Annotated in this window: 18 protein-coding genes; 5 read left to right on the top strand and 13 right to left on the bottom strand. The window is 36.0% G+C overall.

Going from position 1 to position 20246, the window contains the following annotated elements:
* Positions 1-11: 11 nt before the first annotated feature.
* The 5 genes from rsmB to C240_RS07080 form a co-directional block, all read right to left on the bottom strand.
* A complete protein-coding gene (gene rsmB / locus C240_RS07100; protein ID WP_271493181.1) occupies positions 12-1376 on the bottom strand; it encodes a 16S rRNA (cytosine(967)-C(5))-methyltransferase RsmB in 1365 nt (454 codons plus the stop codon).
* 5 nt (positions 1377-1381) lie between these two features.
* On the bottom strand, positions 1382-2323 hold the full coding sequence (gene fmt / locus C240_RS07095; RefSeq protein WP_271493178.1) for a methionyl-tRNA formyltransferase: 942 nt from the start codon (positions 2321-2323) through the stop codon (positions 1382-1384).
* Positions 2316-2810, bottom strand: a complete 495-nt coding sequence (gene def, locus C240_RS07090; protein ID WP_271493176.1) for a peptide deformylase — start codon at positions 2808-2810, stop codon at positions 2316-2318. The genes fmt and def overlap by 8 nt, the downstream gene beginning before the upstream one ends.
* Before the next feature lie 24 nt (positions 2811-2834).
* A complete protein-coding gene (gene priA / locus C240_RS07085) occupies positions 2835-5267 on the bottom strand; it encodes a primosomal protein N' (protein WP_271493174.1) in 2433 nt (810 codons plus the stop codon).
* A 147-nt stretch (positions 5268-5414) separates the two neighbouring features.
* On the bottom strand, positions 5415-5834 hold the full coding sequence (locus tag C240_RS07080; RefSeq protein ID WP_271493172.1) for a MerR family transcriptional regulator: 420 nt from the start codon (positions 5832-5834) through the stop codon (positions 5415-5417).
* A 79-nt stretch (positions 5835-5913) separates the two neighbouring features.
* On the opposite strand from C240_RS07080, the gene C240_RS07075 reads away from it, so the two are divergent.
* Positions 5914-6645, top strand: coding sequence for an SDR family oxidoreductase (locus C240_RS07075; RefSeq protein ID WP_271493170.1), 732 nt, complete (start codon positions 5914-5916; stop codon positions 6643-6645).
* Between the two features lie 62 nt (positions 6646-6707).
* Here C240_RS07075 and rpoZ read toward each other — a convergent pair whose 3' ends face one another.
* Together rpoZ and gmk are read right to left on the bottom strand one after the other, a co-directional pair.
* Entirely contained in the window at positions 6708-7013 is a 306-nt protein-coding gene (rpoZ, locus tag C240_RS07070) for a DNA-directed RNA polymerase subunit omega (RefSeq protein WP_271493168.1), read from the bottom strand.
* Positions 7014-7017: 4 nt separating this feature from the next.
* Positions 7018-7632, bottom strand: coding sequence for a guanylate kinase (gene gmk, locus C240_RS07065; RefSeq protein WP_271493166.1), 615 nt, complete (start codon positions 7630-7632; stop codon positions 7018-7020).
* Between the two features lie 703 nt (positions 7633-8335).
* Between gmk and C240_RS07060 the strand changes: the two genes are divergently transcribed.
* Positions 8336-9781: a DUF1958 domain-containing protein gene (locus C240_RS07060; protein ID WP_442896579.1), complete on the top strand. Its 1446-nt coding sequence runs from the start codon at positions 8336-8338 to the stop codon at positions 9779-9781.
* Positions 9782-9834: 53 nt separating this feature from the next.
* Here C240_RS07060 and C240_RS07055 read toward each other — a convergent pair whose 3' ends face one another.
* From C240_RS07055 to C240_RS07040, 4 genes are all read right to left on the bottom strand, one after another.
* The gene (locus C240_RS07055; protein WP_271493165.1) at positions 9835-10122 is read right to left on the bottom strand and encodes a hypothetical protein; all 288 of its coding nucleotides are present in this window, start codon (positions 10120-10122) and stop codon (positions 9835-9837) included.
* A 70-nt stretch (positions 10123-10192) separates the two neighbouring features.
* Entirely contained in the window at positions 10193-11077 is an 885-nt protein-coding gene (locus C240_RS07050; RefSeq protein ID WP_271493163.1) for a YicC/YloC family endoribonuclease, read from the bottom strand.
* A gap of 16 nt (positions 11078-11093) precedes the next feature.
* On the bottom strand, positions 11094-11312 hold the full coding sequence (locus C240_RS07045) for a YdbC family protein (RefSeq protein ID WP_271494190.1): 219 nt from the start codon (positions 11310-11312) through the stop codon (positions 11094-11096).
* A 2-nt stretch (positions 11313-11314) separates the two neighbouring features.
* Complete coding sequence (locus C240_RS07040) at positions 11315-13006, bottom strand: patatin-like phospholipase family protein (RefSeq protein WP_271493161.1); 1692 nt, start codon at positions 13004-13006, stop codon at positions 11315-11317.
* A 159-nt stretch (positions 13007-13165) separates the two neighbouring features.
* Between C240_RS07040 and C240_RS07035 the strand changes: the two genes are divergently transcribed.
* Genes C240_RS07035 through C240_RS07025 form a run of 3 tightly spaced genes read left to right on the top strand, consistent with a single transcriptional unit; the run spans position 13166 to position 18371 of the window.
* The gene (locus tag C240_RS07035; RefSeq protein ID WP_271493158.1) at positions 13166-14854 is read left to right on the top strand and encodes an Hsp70 family protein; all 1689 of its coding nucleotides are present in this window, start codon (positions 13166-13168) and stop codon (positions 14852-14854) included.
* Positions 14851-16917 carry a hypothetical protein gene (locus tag C240_RS07030; protein WP_271493156.1) on the top strand — a complete coding sequence of 689 codons (2067 nt, stop codon included), beginning with the start codon at positions 14851-14853 and terminating at the stop codon, positions 16915-16917. The genes C240_RS07035 and C240_RS07030 overlap by 4 nt, the downstream gene beginning before the upstream one ends.
* Before the next feature lie 17 nt (positions 16918-16934).
* On the top strand, positions 16935-18371 hold the full coding sequence (locus C240_RS07025) for a DUF1958 domain-containing protein (protein ID WP_271493154.1): 1437 nt from the start codon (positions 16935-16937) through the stop codon (positions 18369-18371).
* Between the two features lie 93 nt (positions 18372-18464).
* Here C240_RS07025 and pgsA read toward each other — a convergent pair whose 3' ends face one another.
* Positions 18465-19043: a CDP-diacylglycerol--glycerol-3-phosphate 3-phosphatidyltransferase gene (pgsA, locus tag C240_RS07020; protein ID WP_271493152.1), complete on the bottom strand. Its 579-nt coding sequence runs from the start codon at positions 19041-19043 to the stop codon at positions 18465-18467.
* Positions 19044-19229: 186 nt separating this feature from the next.
* Positions 19230-20165 carry a helix-turn-helix domain-containing protein gene (locus C240_RS07015; protein ID WP_271493151.1) on the bottom strand — a complete coding sequence of 312 codons (936 nt, stop codon included), beginning with the start codon at positions 20163-20165 and terminating at the stop codon, positions 19230-19232.
* Positions 20166-20246 lie beyond the last annotated feature (81 nt).

The following is a 20246-nucleotide window of genomic DNA, read 5'->3' as shown; positions in this document are numbered from 1 at the left end:
TTTCACCTCGTTTAACAAACTTTCTGCATACAACAGATAAAGAAGCCATCAGTTCCTAATTGATGCGGGTATAATGTTAACATTTGCTCTTTCACCGCAGACTGAACAGTTTCATTCACTGCAACATCAATTTTTTTAAATTCAGGGTGCTTCTCTAAAAAGGCTGCTACTACTTCCTGATTTTCTTCTTCAGCGATTGTACATGTGCTATAGACCATTATACCCCATTGTTTCAATGTATGTGCAACACTTTCTAGAATTTCTAATTGGATTTTTGGTAATTGAGCAAAATCTTGTGCGGATTTATGGTACTTGATATCTGGTTTACGGCGCATTAAACCTAAACCTGAACAGGGGGCATCCACTAAAATCCGGTCAAAATATTCTGCTGGGAATTCTGTTCCAACTTGTCTAGCATCTAATTTTTCTGTATCAACAACTTCTTTTACATGTAGACGTTCCGCGTTTTGTTTAATCAACTTTATTTTATGATCATGAATATCTAACGCTTTAACTCGCCCGCCTTGCGTCGAATCAAGGAATGTCGCGATGTGAGTTGTTTTTCCACCGGGAGCCGCACAAGCGTCTAAAACAACATGATTGGGTTCGATTTGCATCGCTGGGGCAACTAACATTGAGCTTTCATCTTGAATCATTAGCTTACCAGCCCCAAATAAATAGCTGCCTGCTAAAAATCCTTTATCTGCTACCACACCATATGGCGAAACTTGGCTGGCATAGGCTTCAATGTGATCTCTGTGTAATTCTTCTAAGGCATCGTCAATACTGATTTCTCTTGTATCAACCCGTCCGCTGACATGACTTTTATCAAAAAGTGATAACCCCAATTTTCTGGTTTCTTCTACGCCCATTTGTTTGATTAGTTTTTCCGTTAACCATTTAGGCATACTGATTTCTATAGACAAACGTTCAACTGGATCTTTAATTTTATCTAAACTCGGGATACCTTCACGCTGAAATGCACGCAGTACACCATTCACAAATTTACCAATGCCGACGTTTCCTCTGTGTTTACCGATTTCTACAGCTTCATTAATGATTGCATGATCGGGAATTTTATCTAGAAAAACTAACTGATACACAGACAAGCTAAGCAGATTTTTTACCCAGCTGTCTACTTTTTTAGGATTTTGAATAAAAGGTGTTAGATAATATTCTAGTAATAACTTACGGCTAATTGTACCGTAAACAAGTTCTGTAAATAAGCGGCTGTCTTTTTCTCCTAAAGCAGATTTATTAATCATTTCATTTAGCAATAAGTTTGAATATGCTCCGCCGTTATCCACGCGCTCAATTGTTCTTAGTGCCACGTAGCGTACGGAACTTTTCACTCTTGCTGGTATTTTTTTCCCCATATTAATTAGCCCACCTTATCCGCTTTTTCAACTGTTTGACCAACGCCATTTAAGAAATCTTGGATCGCTAATTTACCTTTACCTGACGGTTGAATAGTATTAATTGCTATAACAGTTCCTTCACCACAAGCAATCCAAAGTTCTTTTTTTCCACGATAAATGATTGTTCCAGGTTCTGCCTCAGTCGTTTCAGTTAAAGGTGTTACGTCCCATAACTTCCAGTTAATTTCTTTATACGTTGTAAAAGCTGTTGGCCATGGACGCATGCCACGCACTTGATTATCTACTTGCTCTGCTGTTTTATGCCAGTCAATACGTTCTTGTTCTCTCGTAATATTAGGCGAAAATGTTACTTGGCTTTCGTCTTGCGGAATCGGTGTAATCTCGCGGGCAATAATTTTAGGTAAGGTTTCTAATAGTAACTCTTTCCCTACAAGACTTAGACGTTCAAACATTGTACCCACATCGTCTTTTTTCGTAATTGGAATAGCTCTTTGAGAAAGAATGTCACCTGCATCCATTTTTTTGATCATTTCCATGATGGTCACGCCAGTTTCTTTTTTCCCTTCAATAATTGAGTAATGAACCGGGGCACCGCCGCGGTATTTCGGCAACAATGAGGCATGAACATTAATTGCGCCTAATTTCGGTGCCTGTAAAATCTTCTCAGGTAAAAATTGTCCAAAAGCTGCAGTGACAATTAAATCGGGTTTAAGCTCAATAATTTTCTCCATCTCCGGAGAACCTGAAATTTTTTCTGGTTGTAAAACTAGTAGATCATGTTTCACCGCCGCCTCTTTTACTGGTGTTGGAGTGATTACCTTTTTTCGTCCAACTGGGCGATCCGGTTGTGTCACTACGGCTAAAATCTCGTAGTTATTTTCAATTAATCCCTCTAAAATCGGAACTGAAAACGCAGGTGTTCCCATAAATATAATTTTAGTCATCAATATGTTCCTCCATATATGCTTCTAAATCTTCTGGTTTAATAGGATCGATAATTTTGTCGATAAATAATTCACCATTCAAATGATCAATCTCATGTTGGAAAGCTCTAGCAAGATAGCCGTAAGCCGTGACTTCTATTTCATCACCTTCACGATCAAAATAACGAACCGTCACTTCATCTGCCCGCTCAACTGTTCCATACGTTTCAGGAATACTTAAGCAGCCTTCTACATCAATATCTGAACCTTTTCGCTCAATGATTTCGGGATTAATTAGTTCAAACAGCCCAGTTTCTTCATCAATTTCAATCACAGCGAGTTGAACATTTTTACCAATTTGCGGTGCCGCAAGACCAATACCGTCATGAGCGACCATTGTTTCATACATATCTTCTAATAGTTTAATTGTATCGTCAGTAATCATCGTTACTGGTTGTGCTTTTTGAGTCAGACGCTCATTTGGGTGAATTACAATAGGATAACGCATAGATTTTCCTTTCTTTTTACAGGATTAAATAAAGTTCATCGGTTCTGCATCAATCGATAATTTCAAACCTTGTGCTGTGGCTCTTTGAGTATCTGTTAAAATCTTTTTCAAGATGTTTTGTAAATTAGGTTCATGCTTATATTTGATGATTACCTGATAAAAGTAACGGTTATTTACACGCATAATCGCATTTGGTGTTGGTCCTAGTAAGATACTCTGATCAGATAAACCATTTTTTAATTCTGTTACAATTTTAAACATTTGTTTCGCTGCTTGATTCTCTTCTGGATGGCTAGCGGTAATTTGTACAGTAAAATAAAACGGTGGATAGTCTCCTCTATGCCGCACGTACATTTCTTGCTGATAAAAATCTTCAAAATCTTGCGCTTTAGCCAATTGAATTGCATAATGTTCTGGATTAAAGGATTGAATAATTACTTCCCCGGGTTTGTCCGCCCGACCTGCCCGACCGCTAACTTGGGTCAACAACTGGAACGTTCGCTCACTAGAACGAAAGTCAGGTAAGTTCAGCGCTGTATCAGCATTTAACACACCAACAAGGGTTACGTTAGGAAAATCAAGTCCTTTAGCAATCATTTGGGTTCCTAATAAAATATCTGCTTCGTGATTACCAAACGAGGTTAAGAGCTTTTCATGCGCTCCTTTTCTTCTTGTGGTATCAACATCCATCCGCAAAACGCGACTTTCCGGGAACAAAGCCTTTAATTCTTCTTCAACTTTTTGCGTTCCTGTACCGTAGTACCGAATTTTATCACCACCACAATTCGGACAATGATACGGAATTCGTTCTTCATGACCACAGTAATGACATTTCATCGTTTTTGAATCCATATGCAGTGTTAAAGAAATATCACAGTTGGGACAAGGTAAAACATACCCACAATCTCGGCACATCACAAAAGAAGAATACCCGCGACGATTTAACAGTAGAACACTTTGTTCTTTTTTAGCTAATCGATCGTTGATTTTTTCTTGCAATGCCATTGAAAAGGACGAGGTATTTTTATTTTGAATTTCTTCCCGCATATCTACTACATCAATCGTTGGCAATGTAGCTGTCTGATTTGCTCGTTTTGTTAAAACCAAACGCTCGTAGACCTTTTTCTGCGCTCGTGCTCGCGATTCTAATGACGGTGTTGCACTTCCTAAAACGACAGGGCAATGGTGATATTCTCCACGCCAAATCGCTAAATCTCTGGCATGATAACGCGGTGTTTCTTCTTGTTTATAGCTCGCTTCATGTTCTTCATCAATAATAACGACACCCAGATTCTCTAGCGGAGCAAAAATTGCTGAACGTACGCCGACTACAACTTGAGCTTCTCCGCGCTCAATTTTGCGCCATTCATCGTATTTTTCTCCTTGAGATAAAGCACTGTGCATAACGGCTACTTGATCGCCAAAACGACTTTTAAAACGATGAACCATTTGCGGTGTTAATGAAATTTCAGGAACAAGCATCATTGCTGTTTTTCCTTGATTTAAGACTTCCGCAATCACTTGTAAATAGACTTCGGTTTTTCCACTTCCAGTGATCCCTTCAAGCAAATAGGTTTGACTTCTTTGTTGATTCATCGAACCTAGAATCTTATCCACAGCAGTTTGTTGTTCATCATTTAAAGATAGCGCCGTTGTTTTTTCGAAAGTGTGGTCGGCAAATGGGTCGCGGTAAGCTTCGGACTCTATAAATGTCAGCCAACCTCTAGTTGCTCCATCGTTTAAAATTGCCGTACTAAAACCTAGTTCTTTCATCTCTTTGACACTTGTCTTTTGTTCTAAGCCTAAGTGTTGCAGGTAATGAAGTAATTGCTCTTTTTTTTGCGAACCTTTTCTCAGTTCCATTCGCGCTTCTTCTAATTGTTCAAAATCTTTTAGTGCTTGAATGTAGCGGATGGTTTTGACTTTATTACGAGTATTTACTTCGTAGCGAATATCAACTTTTTGTTGCTTCCTAAGCTGCATCAACTGGGGTAAAATATTACGTTCCTCAGCATCTTCCCAAGCAATTTCATCCAGTCCATAAAACAGCTCATCTTGAACTGTTTCTTCTAACTCATCTGCTATATATATGTACTTGCGATAATCCGCCCGCATCACACTTGGCAGCATTGTTTGTAGGCAGGTAATTTTAAATGCAAATGTTTTTTCTTTCATATATTCAGCTAATTCCAGTAATTCAGTATTCAGCACTGGTTTTAAGTCCAGAACAGAAAGAATTTCTTTCCATTCAAATTTTTGTGAAGCAATCACTTCGGTTGAAACCTCATCAATCGCTAAAACAAACCCTTGCAAATGCCGATTTCCATTTCCAAACGGAACTTCTACACGCATTCCTATGCTTAACTGTTTTTCTAAGTTAAAAGGAATTAAATACGTAAACGGCTGATCCGTCTGCATAGTGGGTACATCAACAATCACTTGTGCCGCTTTTCTCATATCCAATCCTCCATTTCCATTCATCTTAATAAATCTTAAAAAATCGTCTAATTCTTTGCTTATTGTACTAAAGAATCCAGCATTTGTCTTGTTCCTCTGATTTCTGTATCGAAAAATTAACAGTTTTGATCGTCACTTTTCGATTGATTATTCTTTTTTATAATATAGCTCATACAATCCAGCAGAATTTTCATGGATTTTTTCTGTCCCTGCATTCACAGCTGTTTGATAGTAGTCGATTTTCCAGTCGACTTTTTCTAAATTTGATTCTAAAGAAGCAATTGTTGCTTCCATTTTCATCCGGTATTCTTGGTAGTACTCCAGTCTCTGTTTTAGCGTTTGATCGCCACCCATAATTAAAGCCATCACTTGTCGGATTTCTTTTGTTGATGACCCTGTATCTTTCATAAAGCGAATTGTCGCCAATAAATCTAAATCAGAGTTAGAGAAACGACGCACACCATTAGCATCTTTCTTTACAAACGGCAGTAATCCTAAACGATCATAATATCTCAATGTATGCTCTGAAAAATCAGTCATTTTTGCTACTTCTCCAATTGTGTACATCTACCATCTTCCTCCTTGACTTTGAGTATACTCAAAGGTGTAGTATAACATATATCAAAGAAAAGTGAGGAACGAATAAATGAAAAAACCATTAATCGTTATTACAGGCGCAAGCTCTGGCTTTGGAGCTGAAATGGCAAAATTATTTAATGCCGACAATTATCCATTATTATTACTAGGTCGTAGAGTAGATAAAATCAAGGCTTTACCGTTAAATTTTGATAATGTCTTGGTCAAATCTGTTGATGTTACTGATTTAGAAAGCTTTCAAGCAGCCGTCCTAGAAGCTGAAGAACGTTTTGGTAAAGTTGATTTACTGGTAAATAATGCTGGTGTTATGCTATTAGGAAATGTATGGAAACAAGACCCTTCTGAATGGCAAACTATGCTTGATACCAATGTTATGGGTGTTTTAAACGGAATGAAAACTGTTATTAACAGTATGATGGACAGAAAAGGTGGAACAATTATCAATATTAGTTCCATCGCAGGACGAAAAACCTTCGGTAATCACGCCGTTTATGCAGCCAGCAAATTTGGTGTCCATGCATTATCCGAAACTGTTCGTGAAGAAGTCTCCGGTCATAATGTTCGAGTGATGGTAATGGCTCCCGGGGCCGCTGAAACAGAATTGTTAACACACATCACAGATCAAGATGCTGTGGATACGTATGAAAATTGGAAAACTTCAATGGGTGGCACAACATTAGACCCAATTTATGTTGCCAAAACCGTAAAATACATGTACGAATTACCGCAAGAAGTTTCGATTAGAGAAGTTCTGATTGCTGCAACTAGCCAAGATGCATAAGAAAAATAAACTAAAAGCCGCTATGATCGAATAAACAGATCATAGCGGCTTTTATCTATAGTTTAGATACTTTTTTCATCGCGAATGCGATTTTCAAGTTCTTTTTGTTCTTGTTCACGTCTTATTTTTTGCTCTTCTTTAGCCATACGCATTCTTTCACGTTTTTCTTCTGGTCTAGGGTCGTTGATTACTGTTGAAGCATCAATTTCTTCTAAAGCTTGCCCTACACTTTTAACAGATTCAAAACTTTCTAACGTTGGTTGAGCACCTTCGTCTAATTCATGCGCACGTTTACTCGCTAAAATAACAAGTGAATATTTTGATGGTACTTCTTTTAATAATGAGTCAATAGATGGTTTTAACATCATAAGCCTACATCTCCTTCAACATTTTAATATATTTGCCAATTACTCGATCAACACGAAAATGTTCACTCGCAATAATATCCTTGATTCGTTTGACTGCCAATGGCACTTCGTCATTAACAACTGCATAATCATATAATGCCATCATTTCGATTTCTTCGCGAGCCACACGCATTCTTTCTTCAATAACTTCGTGATCGTCTGTACCGCGACCAACGATTCGTGATTTTAACTCAGCTAAATCCGGCGGTGTTAAAAAGATAAACACACCATCTGGCACTTGCTCTTTAACTTGCTCAGCACCTTGAACTTCGATTTCTAAAAAGACATCTTTTCCTTCATCAAGCGTTTGGTTCACATAAGATAGTGGCGTTCCGTAATAATTTCCAACGTATTGCGCATATTCCAACATTTCACCAGCTTCAATCATCGCTTCAAATTCTTCTTTGGTTCGGAAATAGTAATCTACTCCTTCTACTTCACCTTCCCGCATTTTACGAGTAGTCATAGAAATTGAGTACTGAAAATCATTTTCTTCACTTTCAAAAATCGCTTTTCGAACCGTTCCTTTACCAACCCCAGAAGGACCCGATAGTACAATTAATAACCCACGCTCTGACATGATGACTTCCTTTCGTTTAAAAGCTGAACGGACTGTTTAGACTCGAATGAAAAATAGGAAAAATTGGGTTTGGCGCTTTTAGCCATACACTATTTTTATCTTTTTTCCGAGAGTCTGGTCCGAGAAGCTAGATAATTTTAAAAGCTGAACGAATCCGATTAACTCTGACTGAAAAATAGGGAAATATGATTGTGCTGTCCTTTAGCACTAGCAGATTTCATCTTTTTTCCGAAGAGTTGATTCGTGAAGCTAGATAATTTAAAAGCTGAACGGATTGTTTAGACTCGAATGAAAAATAGAAAAAATTGGGTTTGGCATTTTTAGCCATACACTATTTTTGTCTTTTTTCCGAGAGACTAACCCGTGAAGCTAAGCATTAATAAAGTATTAGTTCTATAATGCACTTTTTTTCAGTAATTTTCAAGACCTTATTAATTAATATTTCCAAAAAAAGAATGACTCATTTTAATTTTAACATCAGGTAAACTACTCTTAAACAGCGTTCCGATTAAACCATGGTAACCATTTAATTTATTTATACAATTATTATAATTTTAACATAACATATTTTTATGATAAAAATACCAAAAACCATATACAACAACTATGCTTTTCAAGTAAAATAAAGTAACAAGCTATTTTCAGAATAACATAATCATCTTATTTTCTAGTAAAACTTGAACAAATGAAAGGATTTCAATCTATGTTCCCAAGAAATATATTTTTTAAATTAGCACTAGCTCTGTTTTTTTCTGCTTATCTATCATTTGGAAGCATCATTCAAACAGCCTATGCAGAAGAAGACTTGATGGAATTTGGTAAAAAAGCCGGTTTTCCTGTTAAAGAAACATATCGACCTAAAGCATCCATCGTTATTGATGCAGCAACCGGGCAAATCCTATGGTCAGATCAGCCAGACTTAATTTGGAGTCCAGCCAGTATTGCTAAAGTTATGACAATGTATTTGGCTTTAGAAGCAATAGAACAAGGGAAGTTCACTTTAGATACTACTATTCAAGCAACTGAAAAGGACGTAAAAATATCTCAAATCTATGCGTTAAGCAACAATAAAATTTCACCAAATGTCGACTACCCTGTCCGTGATATCTTTACGATGGTTGCAGTTCCTTCTTCAAATGTTGCGACAATAATGTTAGCTAATCTAGTTTCTGACAACGATGAAGCAGCTTTTATCCATAAAATGAATGCGAAAGCAGCGGAATTAGGTATGACCAATACAATTTATTATAATTGTAGCGGCGCACAGATAGGCGCTTTTGAAGGCCTTTATCAGCCAGAAGGAATTGACCCTAATGGTGAAAATAAATCGACTGCGCGCGACCTAGCTATTTTAACTTACAACCTGCTAAAAAAATATCCTGATGTCCTACAATTTACTAGCAAACCTGTAGTCACAACAATGGAAAATACCCCTTACGCTGAAACGTTCGAAGCTTATAATTATTCATTACCTGGGACAAAATATGGTTATGAAGGGGTAGATGGTTTAAAAACTGGATCAAGTCCCACTGGTGCTTTCAATTACATCGCTGCTGCTAAAAAAGGTGATGTACGACTTATCGAAGTTATTTTAGGTGTTGGCGATTGGTCTGACCAAGAAGGTGAATACGAACGGCACATTGCTGGAAATGCAATTTTAGATCATGTTTTTTCAACTTATGATTATAAAAAGCTACTTGCCAAAGGTACAAACACGATTAATAAAAAAGACATCAATGTAGCAAATGATTTTTACGGTCTTGTAAAAAAAGACTCTGGTCCTATTTTTACTTTAGACAATGGTCAGCTGTCCTTAAAAAGTGACTTAGGACAAGTTTCGCCTAACATTCCTGCGCAAAGCGTTAGCTTCCAAGAGACTGTTGGAACAGATGAGTCCGTTCTGCCAAAAACAAAACCGCAAAAAAGCAGCTCTCCCACAAAAGCAAATAGAAAAAGTCCTAATTATTTACTTAGCAGCATCTTGTCTATTTTAGGTATACTTTCATTGCTTTTTTCAAGAGTTTTTAGAAAACGAGTAGCCGGTGTGAAACGCGGCAGCCGCAAAAGATCAACACCAACTACCCATCTACTTTTTACAATCGGTCTTTTATTCCTACTTTCAGCTGTAGCTATTGTTATTTTTCATTAAATACAAAAGGTGAGTAAAACGAATGTCGTTCTACTCACCTTTTGTATTTTCTTTTAAAAGCCCATATTTGACAAAGTATTCACAACACCCATAATTTCATCATGCCGTTTGATTTTTTTATCCACAGGACCATCGACTATTTCAACATCAATTCTAACCACAAAACGACGATTCAATGTAACAAACGTATCTTCATTCACCTGAATATTTAATTCATCATCTGTAAATGTAACACACGCATCTTGCCAGACATCGAAAGATTCTTTATCAGAAATGATTTCTCTTTTTACTACTGATTTACCGCTTAATTCATGGAACGTTACATCATAATAGTTTGACATAATTATTCACCTCTTCGCTTTCTTCTATTTAATTATAACGTTAAAGGAGAAAATCACAAATTATTTTCTATTATTCTACGTTTTGAACTTGTTCTCGAATCTTTTCCAGAATCGTTTTCATTTGAACGACAATATTTTTAATTTCGATCGAGCTTGACTTAGAGCCTATCGTATTGACTTCACGGTTCATTTCCTGAATCAGAAAATCCAGCTCACGTCCGACGGGTTCAGCTTGAACCAATAATTCCTGTAATTTTTCCACATGAATTGCCAAACGATCTAATTCTTCATGAATATCTCCTTTTTCCAATAAAATCGCTAATTCTGTCAAAAGGCGTGATTCTTCCACTTGGCTGCCTAACCAGTCATTCAGCTTTGCTTCGAATTTATCACGATAATCTTGTTCATAAACAGTAACAAACCCCGATAAATCATTCACTAATCCAATAAAGTCCTGACTGTATGTAGCCAATACTTGTTGAATTTTTTCTCCTTCTGCTAAACGGCTGGCATCAATTTTTAAGACTGCCTTTTTCACAACATCTAAAATAATTTGACCAAAGTTTTCATCGGATTCTTGTTTCTCAGTCACTTCAACATAATCTGAATTATTCAACAGCTGATTAATATTTTGCGCTGGATCAAATGTAGCCTCAGGGTATTTTTCCACTAATTCTTGTTGTACATCTCTCAATAACTGATGTATTAATTCCCAATGGATAAACACTTCTTTGTTACTGCTACCCATTTGTTTGATATTAATATAGGCTTCGGTCCGCCCACGCTGCAAAGTTTCCTTGATTAGTTGTCGAATTGCCATTTCATACGGATTAACTTCTTTTGGCATCCGTAATTGAATATCTAAAAATCGTTGGTTAACACTTTTAATCTCCACATCAATTTGATAGGTATCATTTAAAAATGCTGCTTTCCCAAAACCAGTCATACTTTTCATTGACAGGGTGTCCCTTCTACATAGATTTTATCGTATTTGACAATATCTCAAACTCTTCATTCGACAAAGTAATCCCTTTGCCCATCTTTTCATGGTTCGGTGCCCATTCTCTTAAATCAAATTTCGGTGGACGACCATTCCAGCTGACTAAGTTAAACTCCTTACGCCAACCCTTGGGACTTTCTGATAATACTGCAATTTCTTCTACGATTTCATATGAAAATTCTTGTGCCATGTTCACTTCACTCCTTGTATGATAAATTCCTTCATTAAAATTTGTAACACTTGGACAGGTAATTTGTCTAATAAAAATGCTAATCGCTGCGGTTTTTCTTTTTCATCTGCATCAAGTATATTTGTCATCAAAGCTACTTGCTGTTTCTCCGAAAGTAAAAAATAATCCGTATAGTATTTTTTCAGCCACTCCTGAATGGAGATCATTCCTATTGTTTCTACCAAGTCCACTTTTACTTCGCTACTTCGTTGGATAGACTCAACCAGCTCATCAATTGTATATAATTTTGAAGCTGTAATCTCTTGGTTTTTCGCCAGCAATTCCAATAAAACTAAACCGATATTTTCCGAATACACCCTGTCTCTATAAAATTTACGCAATTTTTTACAAATTTTATTTTGTTGTTCAACAGAATACCATAAATTCAGCTGATATGCATCCCTGATAAAATCAAAAAAAGCTTGTTGAAACTTCTCCATCTGAGCAAAAGTTTCATCGAAAGTATACCAGTATCCAAGGTATTTTTTACTAATCGTTCTTATGGTTTCCAGATAGCCCAGTTTAATATTTTGAACTGAACGTGCGCCATCAAACAAAAGAACTGCTCCCATCGACCACGGTGTTTGTAAAAATAAATAAGACGTTGCTTCCGGTACTTTGATTGGTTTGCTTATACCCGGACCTTTAACATCCACAACAATACATTCCGTTGCGCCATGATTTAGCGCTACATCACACGGTACATTGTTGCGATAACCGCCATCTACGTATAAGTTATTGCCAATTTTTGCCGCCGCCATTGCTGGGAAAAATGAAGCCGAAGCCAATAGCCACTCTTGCCATTGATTATTTTTACATTCATTAAAATAGATCACTTTTTCCAGCATATTGGGCAATTGTGTAGTGACTAAATAAAATTCAATCGTATTCTGTTCTAGTTTCTCTTGTGAAAAGGTATCATCAATTAGATTTCTCAGAGGCTGTGTAGAAACACCTTTAGACTGGAGCGCATTCAGGGTAAACGAACCAATTTGACCAACCATACTGCCAAAAGTGTCACTAGACGCCTTGACTGTCGGAAATGCCAATATCTGCTGCGTATCTATTTTTTCCCACATATTTTTTGCTGCTTCAAAATCATCCTGTAAAATCAAAGCTCCATTTAGCGCACCTACCGAAGTCCCTGTAATAATATCAAAAGGTATCCCTAGTTCTTTCAATGCTTGCCAAACACCAATTTGATATGCCCCTCTAGCCCCGCCTCCGCCAAGTACAAGAGCAGTGCGATAAGAAAGTTTTTTAATTACTCGATTTTCTTTTTGTATAGTATAGCCTTGCTGCAGAAAGACTTCCTGTAAATGAAGTGTAAGTGATCTAGAAAAGTTAAATAAAATTTCTGGCTGAAATGATTGTTTAAACAAATTTTCGATCATAGTGAAAATAGTCGTCCAGCTAATTTTAAGGGACTCTTTAATAAGTAAATTTGTCACTTTACCATTTTCCATCAATACAAATAAACTGGGCACCTTTCCACGATAAACGACATAAGCTCCACCAGAATTTTCTCCTACTTTTTTGCGAAATACTTGCCTTGCCAACGTATGACTATCGTAAAAAGGCAGTAATTGGATACTATCAGAAACTTGTTGGGAGTACTTTGCCCATTCTGATGCAACCATTTGTTCAATCAACATTTCAATCACCTCCATCTTCTAAATTATACCAAAATTATGAAATAATTACTTTTTATAAAAATCAACAAAAAGCATACCCTTTTATTCCCTTTTCACGTAAAATAAACATGTTATACTTTATATATAAAATATATGATAATTCAATACAAAGGGGAAAATATGAAAATAATAAGGATTGATTTAGGAACATCGAATAGTCTGGTATCTTTCTGGGACGGCACATCGGTTCAACTAATAAAAAATCAGTTTGGTCAAACACTGACACCATCTGTAGTTGGTATAGATGATAACGGGGAGCTTTTAATCGGGGCTATTGCTAAAGAAAGACTAATTAGTCACCCTCAATTAACCGCAGCAACCTTCAAACGTTTTATGGGAACAGATAAACAATATACTCTTGGCAGGCATTCATTTACACCTGTAGAATTGTCTTCTTTAATCTTACGTAGTTTAAAAGAGGACGCTGAAAATTTTTTAAAGCAAACATGTGAAAAAGTCATAATTAGCGTTCCAGCTTATTTCAACAATGTTCAACGAGAAGCGACAATTGAAGCTGCGAAACTAGCTGGTTTAACTGTCCAAAATCTAATCAGTGAACCTACCGCAGCAGCAATCGCATACGGATTTCATAAAGAAGCAGATCAATCAATTTTAGTTGTAGATTTAGGCGGCGGAACTTTTGACGTATCATTATTGGAAATGTTCGATGGTATCATGCAAGTAGAAGCGATTGCGGGAGATAATCATTTAGGCGGTGAAGATTTCACTCATGTAATTGTAAAAGATTGCTTGAAAAAAAATCAATTAAGTGACACTCTTTTATCTGCTACAGCACAGTCAGTTTTATATCAAAAAGCAGAACTATTAAAACGCACAATAGCTACTCAAGAATCTTTTTCTTTTAATTTTGAATGGGAAAACAAAACCTACTCATACGAATTATCTCAAGAGCGATACAAAGATTTATGTGAACCTCTTCTAGCTAAAATGAGACAACCAATCAGCCGCGTCTTAAATGATGGAAAGATCAGTATTAAGGATATTGACCAAGTTATTCTAATTGGAGGCGCGACAAAAAATCCAATTGTCCGTAACTATTTTTCTCGTTTACTACAAACTATTCCTTATACACAAATAAACCCAGATGAAGCTGTTGGACACGGTGCTGGCATTCAAGCAGCCTTAAAGCAAGATCGTTCTATGGTCAGCGAACTGATGTTAACGGATGTTTGCGCGTATACACTAGGAATTGAAACTGTCAGTAGAACAAGTGATGGTTATATGGCTGGTATCTACTCACCAATCATCGAACGTAATACGACTGTTCCTGTCAGTAAAATAAAGACTTTTTATACAATTTATGACAACCAAACTTGTGTGAATTTTTCTATCTACCAAGGAGAAAATCCGATGGTCAAAAACAATTTAAAAATCGGTGAGCTGGAAATTCACATTCCGTCCGCTCCTGAAAATACACCGATTGACTGTCGTTTTACCTATGATGCTAATGGTTTACTCGAAGTTTTAGTTTCCGACAAAAATGGGCGTACAGAACAACTAATTATTGAAAGTTCACCTGGAAAATTATCAGAACAACAAATGTACGATAGTTTACAAAAGCTAAATGCTTTAAAAGTTCATCCAAAAGATCGTGCTGAAAATCGTTTATTACTTGCTCGCTTGGAAAGATTCTACGCCGAGACAACCGGGCAACAACGTGAACAAGTTCAATCACTGCTTTTTCATTTTAACAATATCTTGGAAAAACAAGAGGAAATATTGACAAAACGAACAGCTGTTGAAATTACTCGAAAGTTGAATGAAATTGAAAAAGGGTTGTGGTTATGAATCCTTGGAAAATTTTAGAAATAGCAGAAACATCAGATAAAAAGGCAATTAAACGTGCTTATGCCGCAAAATTAAAAACAATTTTTCCTGATGAACAACCAGAAGAATTTCAGCAACTTAAAACAGCATTCGATCTAGCTCTACATCTGTCAAAAATTAGTAAAACTGAACCTGATAATGATTATAAAATTGAACCTGTCATAATTTCCGATACAACTAATAGTACCGATTCTCTAGACTATACGTTCCAAAAAGAAAACTCATTTTCTGAAAATTTACACCAGCTAGTAGCAACTGAGGATTATTTTGATGACTTATCCGGATGGAAAAATTTAACTTCATCAATCAATCATTGGTCAATTGATGAATACATGAATAATTCATACACGATCCAATTATTTTTAGTGGAAAACTATCCTTGTTTATCAAGAAATATCATTCGTTCACTTTTTCAAACTTTTGATTTATTCGAATTAACAGATCATATTGGACAAGAGCGTTTTATATCCACCGATTTTATTTATTTAAAAAACAATATTTACAATGTACCACCATTTTCTTTCCAAGTTGCCAGTAAAATTCCAAAAGAAAATCGTAAAAGATATTTTTTCCTACGCTATAACATTTACCAAGCAATTGTTAATCGGAAATCTTATAATATGGATATTAGTGTAGAAATTAGTGACTGTGCTGAACTATTTTCTGAAGATAGTGAACTTTGGAATCTACAGATGATTGACTTATTGGATACAACAAACGGCTTGTTGAATACAACTGCAGCTAAAACACATTTCAAAATTTTACTGGATCGAACTAAATCTATGAACAGTAATCCAACAACTGTTTTCTTAAACACTTATTATGAATTACTAAATAAAGCTCCTGAAAAACTCAAAACAGAAGCCTTTGATAATTGGCATAAAGAAGAACTAACAATTTCTGATGATTTATTTTTCTTACTGCTCTCGTTGATCTTTATCAAAACCCAAAAATATTCTTATGCTTTCAACTTTTGGAAACAATTAGATAGTCCTAGAAGAAATTTACTACTAAAACAAATCAAAAAAATTTATCCTCATTTATCTAAGCAAGAAAAAAAAGAGTTTCGAAAAATTAGAAGAGAAGAGCGTAAGAAAAAAGAGCGACCTGTGCTAACAACCCTTGTACAACTTTTCTTCTTTCCAGCAATCGTAGCTTTTTTTGTACTGCTATCTAACATTAGTATGCTATTCTCTAATTCATCTGAGCAAAAAACATACGACAGCACAGATTTTCAAACAGCTCAAACTTTTTACGAGGAAGATAGTGAAGAGGAAATCGTGGTTGAAGATAAAAAAGAGCTTTATGAAGGAACATTGACAGAACGTTTTGCCCACTACTTCTATGCTTCAAATGATCCTGAAGGTAAGCAATTATTTATTGATACATGCGTTACTAACTATAGCGTTAAGGAACTCTTGCAAGAATATGTTGATAAAGATACTGCTAAATATAATGATGATTCTAATTTTAAATTTGAGTCAAATACTATCAACAATGCTGATAATATACATGCTATTTATAATAATGATGAGTTACTTTGCATTCTAAAAGCAACTTATAGTGATTCTTCACTCGAAGCTGTTTACGGAAATGACTGGCAATCATTACCAGAGGATCAGTTTCAACAATTACAGCAATCTACACTAATCAACCCAGAAAGTTCCACCTATATTTTTATTAAAAAATTCCTATTTTCAGACAAGAAACAAGAAAATCTGTTACAATATAGCGACTACCTTTCTGAAAATGTGAAAAAAGTTATAGAAAATAATTTGAATGAACCAACCTCTGGGAATTTGAAAAAAGGCTTTCTATATTTAGTGAAAGAACCCAGCATTAAATTTATCGTTTCCGATCAAGATAGTGAAAACGAAGAAAAATTAATCCTAACATTCGATGAACAAGGAAGAGTAGATCACGTTTTCGGCCCACATTGGGAAGAAGTAAAAGAAGAAATGATTCACTATCCTAACAGAGCAGCTTTTAAAAATATTCGCACTCTATTAGAAGAACCTGATTAATTATAAAGGATGTTTGCATGAAGATAAGAAATTTACTATTAAAAATCTGTTCGTTACTCCTGTTTATAAGCTATTTCTCTAGCATTTTTTCTGTTTCAACTGTTTATGCACAGGAAGATATTCTAACTGTCACTCAAAATGCCGGCTATCAGACCAGTGAATTTTATAAACCCAAAGCTTCTATTGTTATTGATGCTGCAACTGGTCAAGTTCTTTGGGAAGATAATCCGGATTTAGCATGGAATCCTGCGAGTATCGCCAAACTAATGTCTGCCTATCTTGTTTTTGAAGCAATGTCTCAAGGTAAATTTACGCTAGACACTATTGTTAAAGCAACAGAAAGTGATCAAGCTATTTCTCAAATCTACGAACTTAGTAACAATGTAATTGTAGCTGGAGTGGATTATCCTGTACGTGATTTGCTTTATGCTACACTAGTTCAATCATCTAATGTAGCAACGGTTATGTTGGCAAATTTAGTTACTGCTAATGACGAAGCAAAATTCATTCATATGATGAACGATAAAGCGAAAGAGCTTGGCATGACAAATTCGACTTTCTATAATTCGAGTGGTGCTGAATCAAGTGCCTTTAATGGCTACTACAATCCGCAAGGTATCGATCCTACAGCAGATAACGTTACAACTGCGCGAGATCTAGCTATTTTATCTTATTTTCTCTTAAAAAATTATCCTGATACATTAACTTATACAGCGCCAACTCAAATCACGATTATGGAAAATACGCCCTATGCAGAAATTTTGGAAAATCATAATTATTCATTACCGGGTCTAGCTTATGGTTATGAAGGTGCAGATGGGTTAAAAACAGGTTCCAGTCCTACTGGTGGTTTCAACTATGCTGCCACAGCTAAACGTGGGGAAACGCGCTTAATTGAAGTGGTCTTAGGTGTTGGTGATTGGCAAGATCAACAAGGTGAATTTCAACGTCACGCCTTTGGCAATGCTATCTTCGATCAGGCTTTTGCCACCTATGAGTATAAAAAATTACTCTCTCAAGGTAATAATACGATAAATAATGAAAAAATTATTTTAGATCAAGATTTTTATGGTTTAATTCAAAAAAATACTGAACCAGCCTTTACGCTAGCTGCTAATAAACTATCCTTAGATAATGGTTTAGCACAAGTTGCACCTACGATTGCAGCACCTAGTGTTGGTTATGAACCAGAAAAAATTATTGAATCCCAACCACAGAAAAATATATCTATCTTAACTAATAAAAACAGTAGCAGTATGACTGCGTTCTTTATTAATGGACTACTTGTTATTTTAGGTCTGTTGCTTATGGCAGTGGCGAAATTAATCCAAAGCAGAGCAGTTAGACGTGGGCGATCTCAAAAATCTAGTCCTGCATTTAAACTAGGGATTGTTTTGCTCCTAATTGGAATTGGTTTATCTATTTATACTTTTGTTAATGGTCCTTGGATTTAAAAGCTTTAATCAAAAGTTATTTCATAAAAAAATGAACTCCTTTTCGGTCTCACAACATTGAGCCAAAAAGGAGTTCGTTTTTATTTTGTATTTCTACATTGAACCTTTAAACACGTCTGCATTTTTTACAAAGTAATCAACACCTGAATAAATGGTAAACAATAGACAAACGTAAAGCATAATTAAGTCTACTGGTAACCCGATTGCTGTAAATGGAATATTATTAATAAATAATAAGATAATCGCGACCATTTGGGTTGCTGTTTTTACTTTTCCTGGCCAAGCTGCAGCCATTACTTCGCCGCCTTCAACCAATAACAGACGCAAACCTGTTACCGCTAATTCTCTACAGACAATAATTGCGACCACCCAAGCAGGTGCTTTATGTTGTCCTACTAATACGATAAAGGCTGTCATAACCAACATTTTATCTGCTAATGGATCAGCAAATTTACCAAAGTTAGTGACTAATCCGCGTGCTCTAGCAATTTTCCCATCTAGCCAGTCTGTAATACTCGCTACTGCAAAAATAATGGCGCCAACCAACTGTGTAACGGCTAGTGATGTGCCTGCAAATGTGATTGTTCCCCAATCCATTGGAATACTTACAACAATAATAAAAATTGGAATCATAAAAATTCTAAGTACTGTTAATTTATTTGGTAAATTCAATGTTTATTACCCCTCTCTTCTCTTCCTTATTTTACGTTATCTTATAGAGCCTGTCACGAAAAAAGATGCCTTCTTTCATCACAGTTTAAGATACTCACTTCGTCAACTTTTAAGAAATGAGCGGGAAAAAATGCAGTACCGCAGATTTTTCCCGCCCATTTCTATTTGTGAATAACTACATTCAATTTATTGTGGTTGCTGTGTTTGCTCAGTTTGTTCTGTTTGTGTATAAGCTAACGACATGTTTATATTTCTTGGACCAATCCCAGTGTTGTTCGGATTAAAGGCTGCATTTTGTCCATTCACTTTAAATTCCATATATTCAGAAGCACCTAAGCTTATCACAATTTGTGTCGTTCCTGCTGGAATTTCAACAGATTGAGGATCTCCCGGCTGAATGGTTTTTTGATAAAAATAGCCATTGTCACTATTTGCAGCAGTTGCAATATAAACACCAACCCAACACGGTCCAGTTACAGCAGAAAACTCAAGTTTAGCAGGAGATACAACATTAGTTGCGCTCATGTTTACTGTCGTTCCTGATTCACTTTCAAATTTAACTTCTGTCGGCACTTGAGGTGCAGATGACGTCGTTGTTGTTGAAGGCTCAGTAGTACTTGATGATATTTGAGTTGATGATTCACTACTTGGTTCAGTAGAAGTTTCTCTGATTACCTCTGAATCTGGAACTTGAATCATTGGACTCGATTGACGATCTTGCCAAGTAATATAAAAAACAACAATTGCTATAGCCAATCCAATTAAAGAAAAAATAATTGCCGGCAAGCTGCGCATAAAGCGTTTTGTCTGACTATTTTCATCGTACATTTGGGTCCGAGACTCATCCAGCGTTTCATATTGAATTGCTGATTCGATATCTTCCGGCTCATCTTTTCCATCATAAATATCTACTAATTCATTTCCATCCAAGCCCACTGCGTTAGCATACTGACGTATAAATGCCCGCACATAAAAGGTTCCCGGCATAGAATCAAAATCATTTTCTTCAATTGCTATTAAATAGCGTTTTTGTGTTTTCGTAATTTGCTGCAGCTCGTCCAAAGACATATTTTGCTGCAGTCGTGCATCTCTTAACTTTTTCCCTATATCTACGCTGGCCACTCGTCCATCTTCTCCAGTCTCTTTAATTTATCCATTTACCTGCTTTAATTTCTATTATAGCGAATTAATGTAAACAAAAAT

This window comes from Enterococcus sp. 5H (assembly GCF_028128615.1).
GTDB lineage: Bacteria > Bacillota > Bacilli > Lactobacillales > Enterococcaceae > Enterococcus_L.
This window is presented reverse-complemented; position numbering and strand designations above follow the sequence as displayed.